Origin of the sequence: Erythrobacter aureus, assembly GCF_003355455.1 — a bacterium.
In the GTDB taxonomy this organism is placed as follows: Bacteria; Pseudomonadota; Alphaproteobacteria; order Sphingomonadales; family Sphingomonadaceae; genus Qipengyuania; species Qipengyuania aurea.
Window position 1 is genome coordinate 1,050,880 of the sequence record NZ_CP031357.1, and the last position, 19,802, is coordinate 1,070,681.

Here is a 19,802-nt window from a genome sequence, read left to right on the forward strand (position 1 = left end):
ATTGGGTGCCTCACTCCGCTCCGCTGCCGATCTCGCGGTTGAGATAGGCGAGTAGCAGGGCGGCGCGCTTGGCGTCCTCCTCGTGGTCCGAGCCGACCGAATGCCCGCCTTCGCGATATTCGTGGTAGTAGAAGGTCTGGCCATAGGCCTCGTGCTTGGCCGCCGCCTTGCGCGCGTGGCCCGGATGCACCCGGTCGTCGAGCGTCGAGAGGTAATAGAAGGCGGCGGGGACATCGGGGCCGTCGCGCATGTTCTGATAGGGCGACCAGGCGCGCATGAAGGCCCAGTCCTCGGGCACATCCGGGTTGCCGTATTCGGCCATCCACGATGCGCCCGCGAGCAGCTTGTTATAGCGCTTCATGTCGATCAACGGGCTGCCCGAAATGATCGCGCCGTAAAGGTCGGGCCGCTGGTTGGCGACCGCGCCCACCAGTACGCCGCCATTCGACCGGCCGCTTGCCGCAATGCGACCCGGCGATGCGAGACGATTGGCGACGAGATCGTCGGCCACGGCGTGGAAATCGTCGAAGCTGTTCTGGCGTTTGTCGCGCAGCGCATCCTCGTGCCAGCGCGGACCGTATTCGCCGCCGCCACGGATATTGGCGAGGACATAGGCATTGCCGCTTTCGACCCAGAACAGGCCCAGCGGGCCGCTGCGATAGGGCTCTGCGGTCAGATATTTGGGCGTCTGCGCCGCGCGGAAACCGCCATAGGCGTGGATCAGCGTGGGCAGCGGGCCTTCGGCGCCCTTGGGCCGGACGAGGTAATAGGGGACCTTCGTGCCATCCTTCGAAGTCGCGAATTTCTGCTCGAAGGTAAACTTGTCCGCATCGAACTGCGCCGGTTCGCTGGCGATGGCGACCGGTTGGCCCTCGCTCGGAACGGCATAGAGCGTCGGCGGGGTGAGCATGTTTTCGACTGTGACGAAGGCAGTGTCGCCCTCGCCGCTGGTCTCGGCGATCTGGAGCGTGCTGTTGGCCGGAAGGTCCATGGCGCGCGCGGCCCAGCCCTCGGCTCCCGGGGTCAGCGCGATCAGCTTGCCCGAGACATCGTCGAGCACCTTCACCCAGAGCTTGTTTTCGGATGCGGCGACTTCTTCGATGGCCTGTGTCTCGCTCGGGCGGAAAACGACGACGGGATCGGGATCGGAACCGCGCAACACGTCTTCCAGCGACCATGCGAGCAGGGTGCCGGGCTGTGCGACACCGCGCGGGGTTTCGAAAGCGGAATTGAGCTTGGCGATCACCTGGCCGCCGAGAACCGCTTCGAATTCGGCGTCTTCGGGCAAGGGCAGCGGTGCGAGCGTGCCATCCTCGCGCGCGAGGCTGTACTGGCTGGTCCAGAAGCTCGGCCCCCGGCGCACGAAACGCCAGCGGGTGTCACCGTCGAGGATCGAAAAGCCGTTCATGCTGATGTCGGTCTGTTCGCCTTCGGCGATCTGGCGTGCCTCGGCGAATTCGGTGCCGCGCTGCCACAGTTTCACGAGGCGCGGATAGCCCGAGTCGGTCAGCGATCCTGCGCCTTCGTCGGTGCCGACGAACAGCGTGTCGCGATCGAACCAGGCGACGTTCGACTTGGCCTCGGGCAGGGTAAAGCCGCTCTCGACGAAAGCGCCGGTGCCGATATCGAATTCGCGCACGACATCGGCATCGGTTCCGCCTGGGCTGAGCGAGATTAGGCAGCGGGTGTATTCCGGCGCGAGGCAGTCGGCACCGTGCCAGATCCAGCTTTCGCCTTCCTCTTCCCCCAACCGATCGACATCGATCAGCACGCGCCATTCGGGCGCACCGGCCATATAGCTATCGAGGCTGGCGATCCGCCACAGCCCGCGCGGATTGTCCGCATCGCGCCACAGATTTGTAACCTGATCGCCCATGATCGCATCCGGCATCGCAATCTGGCGCGTGTCGTCGAGGATTTGCTTCGCCCAAGCCTTGGCGAGCGGATATTCGGGCTGCGCCGTCAGCACGGCTTCGGTATCGGCGTTCCACTGATCGACCTTGGCCAGCGCCCGCTCGCCCTGGATTTCCTCGAGCCAGATATACGGGTCGTCCGCATCCGTTTCCTGCGCGGCGAGGGGGGCGGCGGTGAATGCAAGCGCTGCGGCGAGCGCGAAGCGTGCGACGGGCGTGGTCTGTGTCATGCCGGGTGGTGTATGTGTGCGGCGGGAGAGGGGCAAGTGCGGAGTGCACGTCCGGAAACCCGTGCCTAAGGCGCAGCCGCCGGACTGGATTGCCGCGTCGCTGCGCTCCTCGCAATGACGAGAAGGCGGGAAAGGGGCCAAAACGGAAAGAAGCTCAATCAAGCTTGCCCCTCCGTCATTGCGAGCCGAAGGCGAAGCAATCCAGAGGCCGTCAGGCGCGAATCTCGGCAAACAGGTCCTGCCAGTGCGGATTGTCCCGTTAGATCAGGGGCAGCTTTTTCTTCCGCGATCCGCCCTTCAGCTGTTTTTCGCGCAGGATCGCGCTTTCCATATCGCCGTGCATTTCGAACCAGACGAGCAGCTTGCAGCGGTATCGCTTGGTAAAGCCGTCGATTATCCCTTCGCGATGCTGGCCGGCGCGTTGCGGCAGGTTCGAGGTCACGCCGACATAGATCGTGCCGTTTCGCTTGCTGGCCATGATGTAGACGGCGGGTTCGACAATGCGGCGCATTGGACTGGATTGCCGCGTCGCTGCGCTCCTCGCAATGACGAGCGGAGGAGATTGGTCCAAAGCCGAGTCAGTTCGCTTTGGTCACCCCATCCCATTTCGTCGTTGCGAGCCGCAGGCGAAGCAATCCAGAACGGTCAGACCTCGTCAAACCCGCCCCAGATCGCCCTTGCCGATCGTGCCGCTGGCCATTTCCAGCATGCGGTCGAGGCTTTGCTTGGCTTTCAGGCGCAGGCCTTCCTCGATCTCGATGCGCGGTTCCAGATCGCGCAGGCAGGCGTACATTTTCTCCATCGTGTTGAGCGCCATATAGGGGCAGATGTTGCAGCTACAGTTGCCGTCCGCGCCGGGCGCGCCGATGAAGGTCTTTTCGGGCAGCGCCTTTTCCATCTGGTGGATAATGTGCGGCTCGGTCGCCACGATCAGCGTGTCGCCTTCGAAGGTCTTGGCGAATTGCAGGATGCCGCTGGTCGACCCGACATAGTCGGCGTGGTCGATAATCGTCGGCGGGCATTCGGGGTGCGCGGCAACCGGCGCATCGGGGTGCTGCGCCTTGAGCTTGAGCAGCTCCGTCTCGCTGAAGGCTTCGTGGACGATGCACACGCCCGGCCACAGCAGCATTTCGCGATTGAACTTGCGGCTCATATAGCCGCCCAGATGCCGATCCGGGCCGAAGATGATCTTCTGGTCCTCGGGAATCTGGCTGATGATCGTCTCCGCGCTGGAGCTGGTGACGATCACATCGCTCAGCGCCTTAACCTCGGTCGAGCAATTGATGTAGGTCAGCGCGATATGGTCGGGATGCGCCTCGCGGAAGGCCTTGAATTTTTCCGGCGGGCAACTGTCTTCGAGGCTGCAGCCGGCATCCATGTCGGGCAGGACGACGATCTTTTCCGGAGACAGGATCTTGGCCGTATCGGCCATGAACTTCACGCCGCAGAACACGATCACATCGGCATCGGTTTCGGCCGCCTTGCGCGACAGTTCGAGGCTGTCGCCCACGAAATCGGCGATGTCCTGAATGTCGGCGGTCTGGTAGTAATGCGCGAGGATGATCGCGTTCCTCTCCTTGCGGAGGCGATCGATTTCCGCGAGCAGATCGGTGCCGGTCGGCAGGCTGGTTTCGGCAGTCATTGAATATCCCGTTGGATGCGTGTGAGGCGCTTATAGCTGCAACGGACGCGATGGCGAGTGCGTTCCGGGCAAGCGCGTTTGCATCCCGTCACATGGCGAAGCCCGGCGGGAGGAAGGCCTCCATCGGACGCTCTGCTCCGGCGCTGTCGGCGATGACCCATTCGGTGAAAGCGTAGCCCATCGGGGAATAGGCAAGCAGCATCGAAACGATGAAGGTCGCGGCGTACATGCCCAGTCCCCAGCGATAGGCCGGGTGGATGCCGCCGTGCCCGCGCCTGTCCGCGATCATCCCGATGATCGGAAAGACCATCGTGGCGGCCGTCGTTATGGTCCAGGCATTGGGGATCATCAGCGGCATGGGAAGCAGGCGGCCAAGGCCGGGTCCCGTCAGCACCGCCATCGAACACAGCATGAGGCGGCGATGCCAGCCATTGTAGCGCTGGCGGCGCAGTGCCCATAGCGCAAGGCCGCCGAAGCACAGCAGCAGGGCCAGGTTGCTGATGAGGAATTCGTTCACGTCGAAAAAGAACGGGCCGCCCGTGCGGCGCGCGACCACGATCATGATCGCGCCGCCCGCGATCACCATGGCCGGAACCCAGAGATAGGCGAATTTGCCGAGCGCGGCGTGGAGCTTCCAATTGCGCTGCGACGCCGTCACATGCTGCGCGAGATAAAGGCCGATCCAGCCCATGAAGACGAGAGCGTGGACGTGGTAGGCAGCGGGCACGTCGAAGCTCGACCGGCCCATGGCCAGATTGACCGAAAATCCGGCGACGATGATGAACGACATGACGAAAGCCATGATCGTGAAAAAGCGCGTATCGCCGTGAACGATCGTTTCACGCGGCGCGGTTGCGATGGCCATGGTCCCAAGCCCCCCCCTAAGCCAAGCGACCGATCTGTCTTTTGGCCAAGGCCTATAGCGGCGCCGGGACAAGGTCAAATCACTCGGGCGCGGGCTCCCCGTCGAAGCGCACCTCGACCGAGACGTCGCCATAGCCCGCGACCTGCATCGGGATGGCGAGGTTCTGCCGCACCGCATCCTTTGCCGCTTGCCGGGCAAGCGCGAGAACCTGCGGGTTCTTGGCGAATTCGGCGGCCTTGCGCTCGGCCTGCTGCGAATTGTTGCGCGCCAGATCCGCGCTCGCATCGCGGCTGACATAGGTGCCCTCGGTAAAGGTCTTCTGCGCACCCTCGTCGAGATTGGGGCGCGAAATCCGCAGCGGCGGGAGGATGACGCTCAGCGTCTCGCGCTCCTCGTCCCAGGCAAACCGGTCGCGGTCCATGCTGGACAGGTCGAGGCGGTATTCGACCGTCGCCGGGATGATCGCCGCCTGACGGCTTTCCAGCAGGTCGAGATTGAGCACGCCGCGCCGGTCGACACTTTCCGCGACGACTTCGAAGCGGGAGGAGAAGACAGTCAGCGAATTCTGTTTTTCGAAGGCCAGCATCGCGCTGCCCACCGGATCGCCCTCTTCCTGATAGAAAAAGGCCCGCCAGCCGAGCCAGGCGACGGCGGCCAGCAAGACGATCACGATCAGCCACGGCACCGCCTGGATGCGGGCGAGCGGCTGCTCGCGCCGAACCTCGGGTTGGATTTCGGGTGTCTCGGTCTTCAGATCGTCTGCCATACATCGCCCGAACGGGCGACGAGGCCGCGCTGTTCCAGATCGATCAGATGCGCGGTGACCGACATCTCGGCTGCCTTGTGCAGTTTGGGGTCGAGCCCCTTGTACATTTTGGGCACGAAATCGGCCGCCTCATGCGGTCCTTCGGCAAGATGGCGCACGATCTGGTTCTCGCGCTGGCGGCGATGGCCGATCATGCCGCGCACCAGTTGGCGCGGTTTTTCGACCGCCTCGCCATGCGCGGGATAGAAAACCCGATCCTCGCGCGCATAGAGCTTGTCGAGGCTTTTCATGTAATCGCCCATGTCGCCATCGGGCGGGATCACCACGCTGGTCGACCAGCCCATCACATGATCGCCGGTAAACAGCGCGCCGCTCTCCTCCAGGGCGAAGCACAGATGGTTGGAGACATGACCGGGCGTCGCCACGGCGGTCAGCGTCCAGCCGGGGCCGGTCATTCGTTCGCCGTCCTCCATCACCCGGTCGGGCTCATAGGTCGGGTCGAAAGCCTCATCGGAACGCGGCAGGTTGCTGTCGATCACCAGCGGCGCGCAGCCGACGATGGCCGCGCCGGTCCTGGCCGCCAGCGTCTTCGCGGCCGGCGAGTGGTCGCGATGCGTATGCGTGCACATGATCGCACAGACATGTTCCTCGCCGATCGCCGCATCGAGCGCGAGCAGATGCTCTTTCTCGTCCGGTCCGGGATCGATCACCGCGCAGCCATCACCGAGGCCGACGATATAAGTCTGCGTTCCGGTGAAGGTATAGGGCGACGGATTGGGAGCGAGCACGCGGCGGACCAGCGGTTCGAGCTGCATCGCCTTGCCGGTCGGCCACGGTTTGGGAGGAATTCCAGCCATTGCCATACAACTCTAGAGGTTCGGATCGCGCGAAGTCGAGACAGATTGTGCCCGGGCCGGTCGAGTTCTGCTTTCAGCAGGGCGTTGCATCGGATCGAGCCGAGCGGCAGAAGAGCCGCATGGGAGAACACATACTCGTCCTCGATGCAGGTACCACTTCCACCCGGGCGATGACTTTCGCACCCGATGGAACGGTGGAAGCGGTCGCGCAGAAGGACCTTACGCAGCATTATCCGAAGCCCGGCTGGGTCGAACACGATGCGGCCGAGATCTGGGACAAGACGCTCGCCTGCGCGCGCGAGGTCGTGCGCGGGGATGCCGGACGCATCGCCGCGATCGGTATCACCAATCAGCGCGAAACCGTGGTCGCGTGGGACCGAACCAGCGGCGAGCCGCTGACGCGCGCGATCGTATGGCAGGATCGGCGGACAGCGGAATTCTGCGCGGGCATGAAGGAATACGGTCACGAAGCCGAGGTTCAGAAGCGGACCGGCCTGCTGCTCGATCCCTATTTCTCGGGCACCAAGATGCGCTGGCTGCTCGACCATGACGAAGGCGTGCGCGCTGCCGCAGCACAGGGAACGCTGGCTTTCGGCACGGTCGAAAGCTGGCTGGTGTTCAAACTGTCGGGCGGCGCGCATCTGAGCGATGCGAGCAATGCCAGCCGCACGCTGCTGCTGGCGCTCGACGGGGCGCAGTTCGACGAGGATATGTGCGAACTGTTCGGCGTACCGCGTGCCACGCTGCCCGAAGTGGTCGATACGCATGGACGGCTGGCCGAATGCGACGCCGACCTGCTCGGCGCGGCGATCCCGATCTGCGGCCTTGCGGGCGATCAGCAGTCGGCGACGATCGGCCAGGGATGCCTTGCGTTCGGCGAGACCAAGGCGACCTATGGCACCGGCGCGTTCGTGCTGACCAATAAGGGGCGGGATATCCCGCATTCGGACCATCGCCTGCTCGGCACCGTGCTTTACCAGGAGAACGGCACGCGGACCTATGCCATTGAAGGCGCGTGTTTCGTCGCGGGCAGCCTCGTGCAGTATCTTCGCGACCAGCTCGGGCTGATAGGCAATGCCGCGGAGACCGAGGAGCTGGCCCGCTCGATCGAAGATAGCGGCGAAGTGGTGATCGTGCCTGCGCTGGCCGGGCTTGGCGCGCCGCACTGGCTGCCCGATGCGCGCGGCGTGATTTCGGGCCTCAGCTTCGCCAGCGGGCGCGCGCAAATCGCCCGCGCTGCGCTGGAGGCGATGGCGCACCAGACCCACGATCTTGCCAGCGCTTTCGATGCCGATGGCGCGCCCTGGTCGCGTCTGAGGATCGATGGGGGGATGAGCGCGAATGACTGGATGGCGCAGGATCTGGCCGATATTCTCGATCTGCCGGTCGAACGACCCGATTTCATCGAAACGACCGCGCTCGGCGCGGCTATCCTTGCCGCGGTCGGCTGCGGTATGCACGACACTCTCGAATCCGCGGCGCGAGCGATGCGCGGGAAGGCAAGCGTGTTCGAGCCCGACATGGGGATCGAGGTGCGCGAAGCCCGTCTTGCGCGATATGCCAAGGCGCTGGCGGCGGTGTGATCAGGCCGGGGCGAAGGCTTGCGCGATCCGGTCCTGGAGCGAGGCGACCGGCATATCGCCCCCCTGCCTTTCGCGGCGCCAGTCCCGATCGAGGCGGGCGACCCTCGCGTGCAGCCTTTCGCTCTCCTCGATCAAAGAACGGGTCTCGGGCTCCAGCCGCGCGAGATTGTCAGGGTCCGGCTCGCGTTCCACTGGCAAGGTTCCACATCGCTCGAGCTGCCGTTCGGAAAGCTCCCCGGCACGGTAGGCGCGCTGGTTGAGCAGCCAGGCGAGGATATGCATCAATCGTGTGGTCGTGCGCAGCCCCTCGATCGAAAGCGCTACCCGCGTGAGGTCTCCGACATGGGACACATCGTCCCGAAACCGCAAATCGAAGGCCGCGCGCGCATCGTCCGCGAGCACGAGGGCTTCCGAATAGAGATCCTCGATGATTTCTTCGTTGATGTCGCGAGCTGGCATGAAAAGGCAATTACGCCTCCGCCTCGCTTGCCGCCAGCGAATTAACCACACTTGTGCCGCGCTGATACGCGCCAGGCCTCAAGAGGCCGATTTCACGCGATGATATCCGGCAGCAGAACATCCTCGATGGCTGCTATCCGGTCCTTGAGCGCAAGCTTACGCTTCTTCAGCCGGGCCATCTGCAACTGGTCGACGAAACCGCTTTGCGCACCGGCATCCGCCAGCGCCGCGATTGCCACATCCAGATCGCGGTGCTCGCTGCGCAGCGATGCCAGCCTTTTGCGCAGTTCCTGTTCGTTCACGCCGACCTTTCCGGAAAATCGCCTCGTTCGACCGTTTCGTCGCATGCCTTCAACAAGGCTCTTTGTAAATTATCAATCCTGTGGTTTGATACTTGTTCTGCGGCCCGTGCCGCACCTGCGCACGAGTCGCTCCTGAGGTCGCACAACCGTCAAGGAGACAATCCGATGCAATCATCCCATGTCGATGCGCTCAAAGCCAAGCACGCCGGTCTCGAGGCCCGCCTGCACGAAGAGCAAACCCGACCGGCGCCCGACATCGCGATGATCCAGCAGATCAAGAAGCAAAAGCTCCTTATCAAGGAAGAACTCGCTTCCTGCTAAACTTGGCTATCAGGGGGCGGGACTACGCGTCCCGCTTCCGCCTGCCAACGAATTTGGTATAGGCAGCGGCTATGTCAGCCGCATCTTCAGCACGCCAGATACTCACCCGCCTGCACGAGGTCATGGCCGGGCGCACCCATGCCCAGCACAAGCTCGACCGGGTGGTAGAGATCATTGCCGAGAGCCTGACGAGCGAAGTTTGCTCGATCTACCTGCTGCGCGAGGGCGCGCTGGAGCTTTACGCCACGCAGGGCCTCAATCCCGAAGCGGTTCACGTAACCCGGCTGGCGATCGGCGAGGGTCTGGCAGGCACGATCGCGCAGAATATCGAAACGCTCAATCTGGCCGAGGCCAAGGCACACCCGGACTTCGCCTATCGCCCGGAGACGGGCGAGGAAAAATTCCATTCCTTCGCCGGTGTACCGATCGTCTACCGCGAACGGGCAGTCGGCGTGTTGTGCGTCCAGCATGTCGAGCCGCGCCGATACGAGGATGTGGAGATCGAGGCGCTGCAGACCACTGCCATGGTGCTGTCCGAACTTATCGCGCACAAGGAACTTGTCGACGAGGAAGGGCAGATCGATCTCGAAATCGCGCATATCGAAAACGATGTGCTACAGGGATTGACCTTGGTGAAGGGCCTCGCGGCCGGGCGGGCGGTATTCCACCAGCCGCGCATCGAGATCGACCAGGTCGTGGCGGAGGATATCGAGGCCGAACGGCAACGCGTCTATCGCGCTTTCGACAAGATGCGCGACCAGATCGACGCGCTCGGCAAGGAACCGGAATTCGGTAAGGGTGGCGAGCATGTCGAAGTGCTCGAAACCTACAAGATGTTCGCTTATGACGAAGGGTGGAGCCGCCGGATCAACGAGGCGATCGATAGCGGGTTGACCGCCGAGGCGGCGATCGAACGCGTGCAGCAGCGCACCCGTATGCGGATGCGCGAGATCGACGACCCGCTGCTGGCCGACCGGATGCACGATCTGGAGGATCTGTCCAACCGCCTGCTCCGGATCGTATCCGGCCAGTTGGGCACTGCGGCAACGCAGGGCCTGAGGCGCGACACGATCCTGTTCGCCCGCAATCTGGGCCCTGCCGAACTGCTCGAATACGACCGGCGGCGGCTCAAGGGCGTGGTTCTCGAAGAGGGCTCGCTCACCGCCCATGTGGTCATCGTCGCCCGCGCGATGGGTGTGCCGGTATTGGGGCGGGTATCCGGCATTCGCACCCGCGTCGCGGAAGGCGACGAGGTCATTCTCGATGCAGTCGAGGGCACTGTCACGCTGCGCCCGACGCCGCAGGTGGTCGACGCCTTTGCAACGCGTTTCGCCAAAACGCGTGAGAAGCAGGCGACCTATGCCGAATTGCGCGATGTCGAACCTTTTACGCGCGACGGCACGCGCATCACGGTAATGATGAATGCAGGCCTGCGCGACGATATGAGCGCGCTGGCGATGAGCGGCGCGGATGGCGTGGGGTTATTTCGAACCGAGTTCCAATTCCTCGTCTCTTCCACGCTTCCGCAGCGCGACCGTCAGTTGCGGCTTTACCGTGATGTGCTCGACGCCGCAGGGGACAAGCCGGTGGTGTTTCGCACCGTCGATATCGGCGGGGACAAGGCAGTTCCCTATCTCGACAGTGCGGTGGGCGAGCGCGACGAGAACCCGGCCATGGGCTGGCGCGCCTTGCGCCTGTCGTTAGAGCGGGAAGGCCTGCTGAAGGCGCAGGCGCGCGCATTGCTGGAAGCGGCCGGGGGCCGTTCGCTTTCGGTCATGTTCCCGATGGTGAGCGAACCGTGGGAATTCGATGCCGGAAAGCAGGTGTTCGAAGACCAGCTCCGGTTCCTGCGCGAGCGCCGCAAGCTGGTGCCCGAAACGATCGAATATGGGTGCATGCTCGAGGTGCCGGCGCTGGCCGATGCCCTCGACATTCTCGCTCCCAAGCTCTCGTTTATTTCGGTCGGCACCAACGACCTCACGCAATTCCTCTTTGCCGCCGATCGGGCCAACCCCAAGCTGGCCGAACGGTATGACTGGTTGAGCCCTGCCATTTTGCGCTTCCTGGCGCGGGTCGCGCAGTCGCTTGTGGGGCAGAATGTCAGGCTGGGCGTATGCGGCGAAATGGGCGGGCGCAGGCTCGAGGCGCTGGCGCTTCTCGGCATCGGCTACCGGCGTCTTTCGATCACGCCGGCGGCAGTGGGTCCGATCAAGGAACTGGTCCGCAAGGTGGATCTCAACGAACTGACGCAGCAGATGACTCGTTGGCTGGCTACGCCGCCGGGCGATATGCGCGCGGAGCTTCAGCGCTGGGCGGCCCAACACGATATCGATCTCGACTGATTTCGTCGCGAAACCGCCTCTCTTCGTCGGTACGCGTTTAATGTGTTATACTGCGATCTTGACAGAAGGTCGGCCGTGTCGCTTGTCCGCTGTCAAGACCAGAGGCGGGGAAACCGCGGGATCGCATTATTCGGGGATCGCATGAGCGAGGAAGACAATCACGAGCAGGACCAGCGGGAAGAACCCGATCGGGTTGGCGCAAGACTGAGGCGCGCACGCGAAGCGGCGGGGCTGGATATCGCCCAGGTGGCGGCGGAAACCCGTATTCCCCAGCGGCATCTGCTGACGATCGAGAATGGGGCGCTGGCCGATCTGCCGGCGCGCACCTATGCGGTTGGATTTTCGCGCACCTATGCGCGTCTGGTCGGGCTCGACGAGCGAGAGATCGTCGAACAGGTCCGCGAGGAATTGGCGGAAGGCGACGAGAACGGTGTCGGCCCCGCCAAGTTCGAACCCGGCGATCCTGCCCGTGTGCCGGGGCGTGGTCTTGCATGGTTCGCGCTGTTCGCCGCAGTGCTTTTATTGGGCGGGATATACGCCTTCTATAACAGCTATTTCGCCCCGGGGATGGGGCCTGCTCCGCTGAGCCAGCCGCAGGAACAGGCAGCTCTCGACCAGCAAGACGGGGGTGAGGCTTCGCAGCGCCCCGAAGCCCCTGCCGCATCCGGGCCGGTGGTGTTCACCAGCGAGATGGACGGCACATGGGTCAAATTCTACGATGCCAATGGTGAACGCCTCTACGAAGCGCAGATGGCGGAGGGCGACAGTTTCACGGTGCCCCCGGACGCCGAAGGGCCGCAGGTCTGGACCGGCCGTCCCTATGCCCTGGCAATAACGATCGGCGGACGCCCCGTTCCCAAACTCTCCGAAGATGACGAGATTATCAAGGATGTGCCGGTAACGGCGGAAGCGCTGCTGGCGCGAACCGATGATCGAGCCGCTCCCGAAACCGAGAGCAGTAGCGGCGGCTGATCGCACCATCCCCCCGGAAGGGGATAAGCCTGCTTCATGGCCTCGACAGATTCGCGAGGCTAGGGCACTCTCGCAACATACGGATATCCCACGAGGAGCCTCCCCCGATGACGTTCGGATCCTTCGCCCGCAACCTGTCCTTTCTCGGAGCGGGTTTTGCCTTGCTCGCCACCTCGACGCCGGCGCTGCCGCAGGATGGCAATGACGAGGCGCGCCTGCGGCGCCTCGAAGCCGAAGTGCGAGCCTTGCAGCGCAAGGTTTTTCCTGGCGGGGACGGGCGCTTCTTCGAACCCGAGATTAGCGCGCAGCCCTCGGTGCGGTCGACCGTGTCGGGTTCCTCGACCACGGCGGTCACCGATATCCTCGCACGGCTCGATGCGCTCGAGACGCAGCTTCAGCGCCAGACCGCGCAGAACGAGGAGAATGCGAATACGATCCGATTGCTTACCGAGCGGATCGATGCGCTGGAAGGCGGCGGTGCCGGCAATCCGGAGCCGGTCGCGGTCACTACGGGTGGGGGCGAGGAAGCACCCGGCGCCTCGCGCTCGCTGGCGGCGGAGATTTCCGGCCCGAGCGACGAGCGCCTTGCCGCAGTCCAGTCGATCGCCAAGCCCCAGACCGACGATCCGGCGGACGATGAATATTCCTATGGTTATCGTCTCTGGAATGCGGGCTTCTATCCCGAGGCGCAGCAGCAGCTTACGCTGTTCGTCGAGCAGAACCCCGGACACTGGCGCACGACGTACGGACGCAACCTTCTGGGCCGGGCCTATCTGGACGATGGCAAGGCAAAGGAAGCCGCCCCTTGGTTCCTCAAGAATTATCAGGAAGATAAAACCGGGGCGCGGGCGGGCGACAGCCTGCTCTATCTTGCCGAGGCGATGATTGCGCTCGACGATAGCCGCCGGGCCTGCATTGCCCTGGCCGAATTTTCCGAGACCTATCCGGCGCTCGCTGCGGGCCGCCTGCAAGGTCAGTATGAGGCCAGCCGTGCCAAGGTGAATTGCGATTGACGAGCGGTTAGACCAAGCTGTTCTCGCGCGGTTCGAAGCCGGTTTTCGCGCGCATAGGCCCGATGGCCAGCTCGGGCTGGCGGTATCGGGCGGGGCGGATAGCATGGCGCTGCTGGTTCTCGCCCATGCTTTTTTCGACCGTATGATCGAGGTTGCAACGGTCGATCACGGCCTGCGGCCCGAAGCCGGTGAGGAATGCGCGCTCGTGGCGCGCACATGCGAGGAGCGGGGCATCGCGTGCCATATCCTCAAGGTAACAGTGGCCGAGGGGAACCTGCAGGACCGCGCGCGTTCGGCCCGCTATGCCGCTCTTGGTCAGTGGGCTCGCGACCGGCAACTGGCGGCCATCGCCACCGCTCATCATGCCGACGACCAAGCCGAAACGCTGCTGATGCGGCTCAACAGAGGCAGCGGGCTGGCTGGTCTGGCCGGAATTCGTTCGTCGACGATGATCGAGGGATGTCCCGTTCCCGTGATCCGCCCCCTTTTGCAGTTCCGCAGGGAGGAGCTGCGCGCCATCCTGCGCGGGACGGGCACCCCTTTCGCCGACGATCCCAGCAACCGCGACGAGAGCTTCGAGCGTGTGAGGATAAGGCGCGAACTCGAAAAGGCGGACTGGATCGACCCGCTCGCCCTCGCACGCTCCGCTGCCCATCTCGAAGAGACCGAGCGCGCGCTCGCATCGATTGCGGATCAGTTGTGGGATAGCGAAGTCACAGTGACCGACGGACATATTGCCGTACCGATCGCGGATTCGATCGATGTGTCGTCGCGCCTCGTGGCACGCGCCATTTCGGGCTTCGGGCAGACCGTGTCGCTTGGGGAAGTCGCCGGCTTCCTCAAAACGCTCGACAGACGCGGCAATATTGCCGGTATATTGATCGAGAAACAGCAGGATGTGTACGCCTGCTCGCCCGAGCCGCCGCGCCGGTCGGGTTGAGCGCGATCAGATGATGCTATCGCCCATACCCATCCGCTTGCCGTCGGTAATCACGACACGGTCGCCCTCTTTGGCGATGGCGAACAGGCGCTTTGCAATATCGTCGGGAACGCCGATACAACCATGGCTGGCATACCCGTTTTCCACTTCGCTCCCCCCGTGGATCGCAATCCCGTCATTGGTCAGGAACATGCTCCAGGGCATCGGCGCATTGCCGTATTTCTCCGAAACATTGTGCCTCTGTTTCCACAAGATCGGAAAGACTCCGGTGGGGGTCGGGTGTTGATCGGTACCCAGCATGACGGCTGCGGCGCCGATTTCGTATCCGCCCCGGAATATCGAAATCACACGGGCCTGCAGATCGACCGTGACCAGTAGCGGGCCATCCGGAACGTTCTCATCGTCCCAATGCCATTCGCCATATTTTATCGGCCCGTCGATCGGCAGGACGCGGCGAACCGTATAAAGCCGCTTGGCATCGGTCGCGGCCTTAGCCGCGATCGCGCCGTGGGCGAAAACGGGTTGCGACACGGGCGTCGGCGCTTCGATGGCGGGCTCGGACATGTCGTTTTCCGCCGTTGCACGGCCACCGATGGCGATGCCTGCAAGCACCAGCGCCGCTGCCACGGTTCCGCCACCAATCCATTTCAGAATCACGTCCATGCGGCCAATATGCGCCTGCAATGGTGAATTTTCCAGTTTCACCTTGGAAACCGTCTCGAACCGGCACTGTCCGGACGACGGGAGCTAACCGGCCAAAGCGGCAGCTTCCCGCGCCAGCGCTTCGACGTTTTTTTCGTTCACCGGCCCGCGAGGAGCGACCCAGCTACCCCCGACACACAGCACCGGATCGAGAGCCAGCCACTCGCCCGCATCGGCGAGGGAGATGCCGCCGGTCGGGCAGAAGCGGCACTGGCTAAAGGGCGCGGCAAGGGCTTTCAAGGCGGGCAGGCCGCCAGCAGCCATTGCCGGAAAAAATTTGAAATGGGTCAGCCCAAGGTCGAGCCCGCGCATGATGTCGCCTGCATTCGCGATGCCAGGCAGGAACGGAATGCCTGCGCGAATGGCCGCCTTGCCAAGCGGTTCGGTAAGGCCCGGTGAGACGATGAACTGGCTTCCCGCATCGATTGCCTCGGCAAGCTCATGCTGATTGGTCACTGTTCCGGCGCCGACTATCGCGCCGTCGACCTCGCTCATAACGCGGATGGCGTCGAGGGCGACCGGGGTACGCAGCGTGACTTCGAGCACCGGCAGACCGCCCGCCACCAAAGCGCGGGCCAGCGGCCGGGCATGCTCCACCTCGTCCACCACGATGACCGGAATTACCGGGGCGGTCTGCATGATATCGCCGATGGTCATTTATGCTCTCTTACGAAGGCCGCCGCGGCACCGAACAGGCCCGGTTGCGGGTGGGTGATAAGTTTGACGGGGATCGAGGCCATCAGTTCCCGGAAACGCCCCTTGGCTTTGAACCTCTCGGCAAAGCCCGATCTGAGCAGCGTTTCCCGGATCCTGTAACCCAGCCCCCCGGCAATCACGACGCCGCCGAAGCCACCCTGGGCAAGCGCGATGTCGCCCGCGACGCTGCCGAGCGACATGCAGAAGCGATCTACCGCTGCTGCGGCAAGACTGTCGCTGCCATCCTGTCCGCGCGTCCAGATGGCAACATCGTCTTCCTCGGCGACCGGCTTGCCCTCCATCGCGGCAAGCGTCTGATAAATGTCCGATATGGCCGGGCCTGCCACGACCCGCTCCACCGAGACGCGCGTGTGGCGCTTGCGCAGGCGCGCAAGGATCGCGTCGTCGATCTGGTCGAGCGGGGCAAAGTCGATATGACCGCCTTCGGTGGCGGATACGCGGTAAGCCCCGTCCGTTTCGCGATAGAGGTGCGCAACCCCGAGGCCGGTACCGGGGCCAATCACGCTGAGGCGACCGGTGGGGGCAAGAGGTTTGTCGGGGCCGGTCAGATGGATGAACTGGTCTTCGCCGACGCGTGCGACGGTATGCGCCACCGCCTCGAAATCGTTGACAATGCAGTATTGTTCGACGCCCAGCTTCTCCTTCAACAGGGCTGGGCGGATGATCCATGGATTGTTGGTAAAACGGATGACATCATCGTTGACCCGGCCAGCTATGGCCATCGCAACGCGGGGCGGAAGGGTGCCCCCGGTCCGTTCGCGGAAACTCTCCCATGCGGTCCGAAAACTCGCATGATCCTTTGTATGAAGCGTTTCGGGATCGCTCAGCGCAATCCTACCGTCGCCCGTCGCGGTGGCTATGGCGAAACGCGCATGGGTGCCGCCGATATCGACGGTGACGATCTCCATGCTCACAGCCCCGCCATCGCCAACATCGATGAGGCCCCCTGTTCCGCGCCATCGGCATGCTGGCGGAACATTGCGAAGAACTCGCGCCCCATGCCCATTTCGGTCTCGGGCTGGGGCACGGCCTCACGATTGCCGAGATCGGCCGTCGTCGAAAGCTCGCCGGTGGCGGCGCACACACGTATATGGTCGCCATCCCGCAATCGGGACAGCGGGCCGCCGCCCAATGCTTCCGGGGTACAGTGGATCGCGGCGGGCACCTTGCCGGACGCGCCCGACATGCGCCCATCGGTTACCAAGGCTACCTTATAGCCGCGGTCCTGCAGCACGCCGAGCGCGGGGGTCAGTTTGTGAAGTTCGGGCATGCCATTGGCGCGCGGGCCTTGGAAACGGACGACGACCACGACGTCGCGGTCGAGTTCGCCCTTGGTGAAAGCCTCGTTCACATCGCGCTGGGTCTCGAACACGCGGCACGGCGCCTCGATGGTCCAGCGCTCGCGCTCGACCGCTGAGGATTTGAAGCAGGCGCGGCCCAAATTGCCTTCGACGAGGCGCATGCCGCCATCGGGCTGGAACGGATCGGAGGCAGGCCGCAGCATTGTGGTGTCGCCCGATGGCCCGGGATCGCGCCAGGCGAGCGCGTCGCCATCCATGCCCGGTTCGCGGCTGTAGGCCTCGAGCCCGCCTTCCCAGATGGTCTGGATATCCGCGTGGGCAAGGCCTTCTTCGAGCAGCGTGCCGATGACGTAGCCCATGCCGCCCGCTTCGTGGAAATGATTCACATCCCCCGACCCGTTGGGATATACCCGCGCGACCAGCGGGACCGCGCTCGAGAGTTCCGACAGATCGGTCCAGTCGAACGCGATGCCTGCCGCCCGTGCCATAGCGGGGATGTGGATCGCATGATTGGTCGATCCGCCCGTGGCGAGAAGGCCGATGGCGGCGTTCACGATCGCTTTCTCGTCGACGACACGCGAAAGCGGGCGGAAATCCTCGCCCCGCTTGCCGATGGCGGCCAGACGGTGCGTGGCCGCGCGGCTCAATTCCTGCCGGAGCTTGGCCCCCGGATGGATGAAGGCCGCACCGGGAACGTGGAGGCCCATCATCTCCATCATCATCTGGTTGGAATTGGCTGTGCCGTAGAAGGTGCAGGTGCCGGGCGAGTGATAGCTGCCCATCTCGCTGGCGAGCAATTCCTCGCGTCCGACCTTGCCTTCGGCATAGAGCTGGCGGGTACGCTGCTTTTCCCTGTTGGAGATACCGGTGCCCATGGGGCCGGAGGGCACGAAGATCGCCGGCAAATGCCCGAAGCGCAGCGCGCCCATGAGCAGGCCGGGCACGATCTTGTCGCAAATGCCCAGAAGCGCGACACCGTCATACATGGAATGGCTCAGCGCGACGACGGTCGAAAGCGCGATCGTGTCGCGGCTGAAAAGCGAAAGCTCCATGCCCGCTTCGCCCTGTGTGACACCGTCGCACATTGCCGGTGTCCCGCCGGCTACCTGGACGGTCGCCCCGACCTCGCGCGCCCAGATCTTCATCAGCTCGGGATAACGGTGATAGGGCTGATGGGCCGAGAGCATGTCGTTATAGGCCGTCACCACACCAAGGTTCGGCCCCTTGGCGGCCATGATTGCGGCCTGGTCTTCCTCCGCCCCGGCAAAGGCATGGGCCAGATTCGAGCAAGAGAGCGTACCGCGATTGACCTGTCGATCGCTTTCGCGGTCCATCAGGTCGAGATAATTCGCGCGGCTTTGCCGCGAGTTTTCGATTACCCGCCGGGTCACCCGATGAATCGTGTCGTTCAGCGGTCTATTCGTCATGCCAGCTCACCCCGTCGCGTTCGGCCAGAGCAATCGCCGCGCTCGGCCCCCAGCTGCCTGCACCATAGGATTTAGGCGTGATGACTTCCTCCTCCCACAGGGTGCGAATGGCGTCGATCCATTCCCACTGTGCCTCCACCTCGTCGCGGCGGACGAACAGCGTCTGATCGCCTCCGATCAGATCGAGTAACAGCCGTTCGTAAGCGATGCGCCGCACGGTACCGGAAAAAGCGTCCGGCATGGCGATGTCGAGCGGGATCTGGCGCAGGCGAATGCCCTCGCGGTCGAGGCCGGGCACCTTTGCCATCATCGATAGCTGGACGTTTTCCTCGGGCTGGATCCCGATGACCAGACGGTTGGGCCGGGTAGTCGCGCCGCGATCGGCAAAGATCGAATGCGGAATGCAGCGGAACTGGACCACGATTTCGGTCACTCGCTCCGGCAGGCGTTTGCCGGTGCGCATGTAGAAAGGCACGCCCTTCCAGCGCCAGTTGTCGACATGGGCCTTGAGCGCCACGAAGGTCTCGGTCTCGCTGTCCTTGCCCAGTTCCTCGTCATAGCCGGGAACCGCCTCGCCGTTCACGGCCCCGGCACGGTACTGGCCGGTCACTGTCTCGTCCTTAGCAACGGGGCGCAAAGCGCGCAGCACCTTGACCTTCTCGTCCCGCACCGCAGTGGAATCGAAGCTGGTGGGCGGTTCCATCGCGACCAGCGCAAGCAGTTGCAACATGTGGTTCTGGACCATGTCGCGCAGCGCCCCGCTGTCGTCGTAATAGCCAATGCGCGATTCCAGGCCCACCGTCTCGGCAACCGTGATCTGGACGTGATCGATATAGGTCGCGTTCCAGACAGGCTCGAACAGCAGGTTCGCGAAACGCAGCGCCAGGAGATTCTGCACCGTTTCCTTGCCGAGATAATGATCGATCCGGAATATCCGGTCTTCCGAGAAGGCTCTCGCTACAGCGTCATTGATTTCCTCGCTCGAGGCGAGATCGGTGCCGAGCGGCTTTTCCAGCCCGATCCGGACGTTTCCCTCGGTCAGCCCGGCATGGACGAGACCGTCGATTGTCGGCTCGAACAGGCTGGGTGCGGTCGACAGGAAGATCGCCAGACCCTTGGCGTATTCGCCCACCTCCTCGGCCAGCACCTCATACCCCCCGAGCGTGGTCGCATCGACGGGCACATAGCTCAGCCGATCGAGAAATTGCGCGATACCCCCGCGCCGGTTTTCGGGAAGGTACTTTTCCAGCGCCGCACGTGCGAAATCGCGATAGGCCGCAGTGGTCATTTCCGAACGTGCAGTTCCGACCACCCTGAGGTCGGGTTCCAGCAACCCATCGGCGTCCAGCGCGCACAGGGAAGGTAACAGCATGCGTTGCGCCAGATCGCCGGTGGCTCCGAACAGCAAGAGGCGGTCCGCGGTAATATTCATGCAGTGGCCCACGCGATC

General features: G+C 63.8%; 19 protein-coding genes. 6 read left to right on the forward strand and 13 right to left on the reverse strand.

From position 1 onward, the window contains the following. Positions 1-10 precede the first annotated feature (10 nt). From DVR09_RS05175 to DVR09_RS05200, 6 genes are all read right to left on the reverse strand, one after another. Entirely contained in the window at positions 11-2,143 is a 2,133-nt protein-coding gene (locus tag DVR09_RS05175) for a prolyl oligopeptidase family serine peptidase (RefSeq protein ID WP_115415995.1), read from the reverse strand. Between the two features lie 259 nt (positions 2,144-2,402). Further along, entirely contained in the window at positions 2,403-2,654 is a 252-nt protein-coding gene (locus DVR09_RS05180) for a GIY-YIG nuclease family protein (RefSeq protein ID WP_115415996.1), read from the reverse strand. A 144-nt stretch (positions 2,655-2,798) separates the two neighbouring features. Continuing rightward, on the reverse strand, positions 2,799-3,785 hold the full coding sequence (gene nadA, locus DVR09_RS05185) for a quinolinate synthase NadA (RefSeq protein WP_115415997.1): 987 nt from the start codon (positions 3,783-3,785) through the stop codon (positions 2,799-2,801). 88 nt (positions 3,786-3,873) lie between these two features. Beyond that, positions 3,874-4,650 carry a hypothetical protein gene (locus tag DVR09_RS05190; RefSeq protein WP_115415998.1) on the reverse strand — a complete coding sequence of 259 codons (777 nt, stop codon included), beginning with the start codon at positions 4,648-4,650 and terminating at the stop codon, positions 3,874-3,876. Positions 4,651-4,729: 79 nt separating this feature from the next. Beyond that, positions 4,730-5,416 carry a DUF4230 domain-containing protein gene (locus tag DVR09_RS05195; RefSeq protein ID WP_115415999.1) on the reverse strand — a complete coding sequence of 229 codons (687 nt, stop codon included), beginning with the start codon at positions 5,414-5,416 and terminating at the stop codon, positions 4,730-4,732. Beyond that, complete coding sequence (locus tag DVR09_RS05200) at positions 5,401-6,273, reverse strand: MBL fold metallo-hydrolase (protein WP_115417798.1); 873 nt, start codon at positions 6,271-6,273, stop codon at positions 5,401-5,403. Before DVR09_RS05200 ends, DVR09_RS05195 begins: the two co-directional genes overlap by 16 nt. A 119-nt stretch (positions 6,274-6,392) precedes the next feature. On the opposite strand from DVR09_RS05200, the gene DVR09_RS05205 reads away from it, so the two are divergent. Then, on the forward strand, positions 6,393-7,856 hold the full coding sequence (locus tag DVR09_RS05205; protein ID WP_115416000.1) for a glycerol kinase: 1,464 nt from the start codon (positions 6,393-6,395) through the stop codon (positions 7,854-7,856). Here the strand turns inward: DVR09_RS05205 and DVR09_RS05210 are convergent, their stop codons facing one another. Together DVR09_RS05210 and DVR09_RS05215 are read right to left on the reverse strand one after the other, a co-directional pair. Continuing rightward, positions 7,857-8,315 (reverse strand): DUF1465 family protein, encoded by a 459-nt coding sequence (locus tag DVR09_RS05210; protein ID WP_115416001.1) that lies wholly within the window; start codon positions 8,313-8,315, stop codon positions 7,857-7,859. Between the two features lie 92 nt (positions 8,316-8,407). Beyond that, positions 8,408-8,617: a YdcH family protein gene (locus DVR09_RS05215; protein ID WP_115416002.1), complete on the reverse strand. Its 210-nt coding sequence runs from the start codon at positions 8,615-8,617 to the stop codon at positions 8,408-8,410. 165 nt (positions 8,618-8,782) lie between these two features. Here DVR09_RS05215 and DVR09_RS05220 point away from each other — a divergent pair, with 165 nt between their 5' ends. From DVR09_RS05220 to tilS, 5 genes are all read left to right on the forward strand, one after another. Further along, entirely contained in the window at positions 8,783-8,938 is a 156-nt protein-coding gene (locus DVR09_RS05220; protein ID WP_115416003.1) for a YdcH family protein, read from the forward strand. A gap of 71 nt (positions 8,939-9,009) precedes the next feature. Then, entirely contained in the window at positions 9,010-11,280 is a 2,271-nt protein-coding gene (ptsP, locus tag DVR09_RS05225; protein WP_115416004.1) for a phosphoenolpyruvate--protein phosphotransferase, read from the forward strand. A 141-nt stretch (positions 11,281-11,421) separates the two neighbouring features. Beyond that, entirely contained in the window at positions 11,422-12,252 is an 831-nt protein-coding gene (locus DVR09_RS05230; RefSeq protein ID WP_115416005.1) for a RodZ domain-containing protein, read from the forward strand. Positions 12,253-12,359: 107 nt separating this feature from the next. Next, complete coding sequence (locus tag DVR09_RS05235; protein ID WP_115416006.1) at positions 12,360-13,265, forward strand: tol-pal system YbgF family protein; 906 nt, start codon at positions 12,360-12,362, stop codon at positions 13,263-13,265. Positions 13,266-13,368: 103 nt separating this feature from the next. After that, positions 13,369-14,205, forward strand: coding sequence for a tRNA lysidine(34) synthetase TilS (tilS, locus tag DVR09_RS05240; RefSeq protein WP_115416007.1), 837 nt, complete (start codon positions 13,369-13,371; stop codon positions 14,203-14,205). Between the two features lie 6 nt (positions 14,206-14,211). Here the strand turns inward: tilS and DVR09_RS05245 are convergent, their stop codons facing one another. The 5 genes from DVR09_RS05245 to zwf all read right to left on the reverse strand — a co-directional run bounded on the left by DVR09_RS05245 (position 14,212) and on the right by zwf (position 19,784). Beyond that, complete coding sequence (locus DVR09_RS05245; RefSeq protein WP_115416008.1) at positions 14,212-14,868, reverse strand: L,D-transpeptidase family protein; 657 nt, start codon at positions 14,866-14,868, stop codon at positions 14,212-14,214. A gap of 84 nt (positions 14,869-14,952) precedes the next feature. Next, positions 14,953-15,564, reverse strand: coding sequence for a bifunctional 4-hydroxy-2-oxoglutarate aldolase/2-dehydro-3-deoxy-phosphogluconate aldolase (gene eda, locus DVR09_RS05250; RefSeq protein WP_115416009.1), 612 nt, complete (start codon positions 15,562-15,564; stop codon positions 14,953-14,955). Beyond that, positions 15,561-16,532: a glucokinase gene (gene glk, locus DVR09_RS05255; protein ID WP_115416010.1), complete on the reverse strand. Its 972-nt coding sequence runs from the start codon at positions 16,530-16,532 to the stop codon at positions 15,561-15,563. The genes eda and glk overlap by 4 nt, the downstream gene beginning before the upstream one ends. A gap of 2 nt (positions 16,533-16,534) precedes the next feature. Continuing rightward, entirely contained in the window at positions 16,535-18,352 is a 1,818-nt protein-coding gene (gene edd / locus DVR09_RS05260; protein ID WP_115416011.1) for a phosphogluconate dehydratase, read from the reverse strand. Beyond that, a complete protein-coding gene (zwf, locus tag DVR09_RS05265; protein ID WP_115416012.1) occupies positions 18,342-19,784 on the reverse strand; it encodes a glucose-6-phosphate dehydrogenase in 1,443 nt (480 codons plus the stop codon). The genes edd and zwf overlap by 11 nt, the downstream gene beginning before the upstream one ends. Positions 19,785-19,802: the final 18 nt, after the last annotated feature.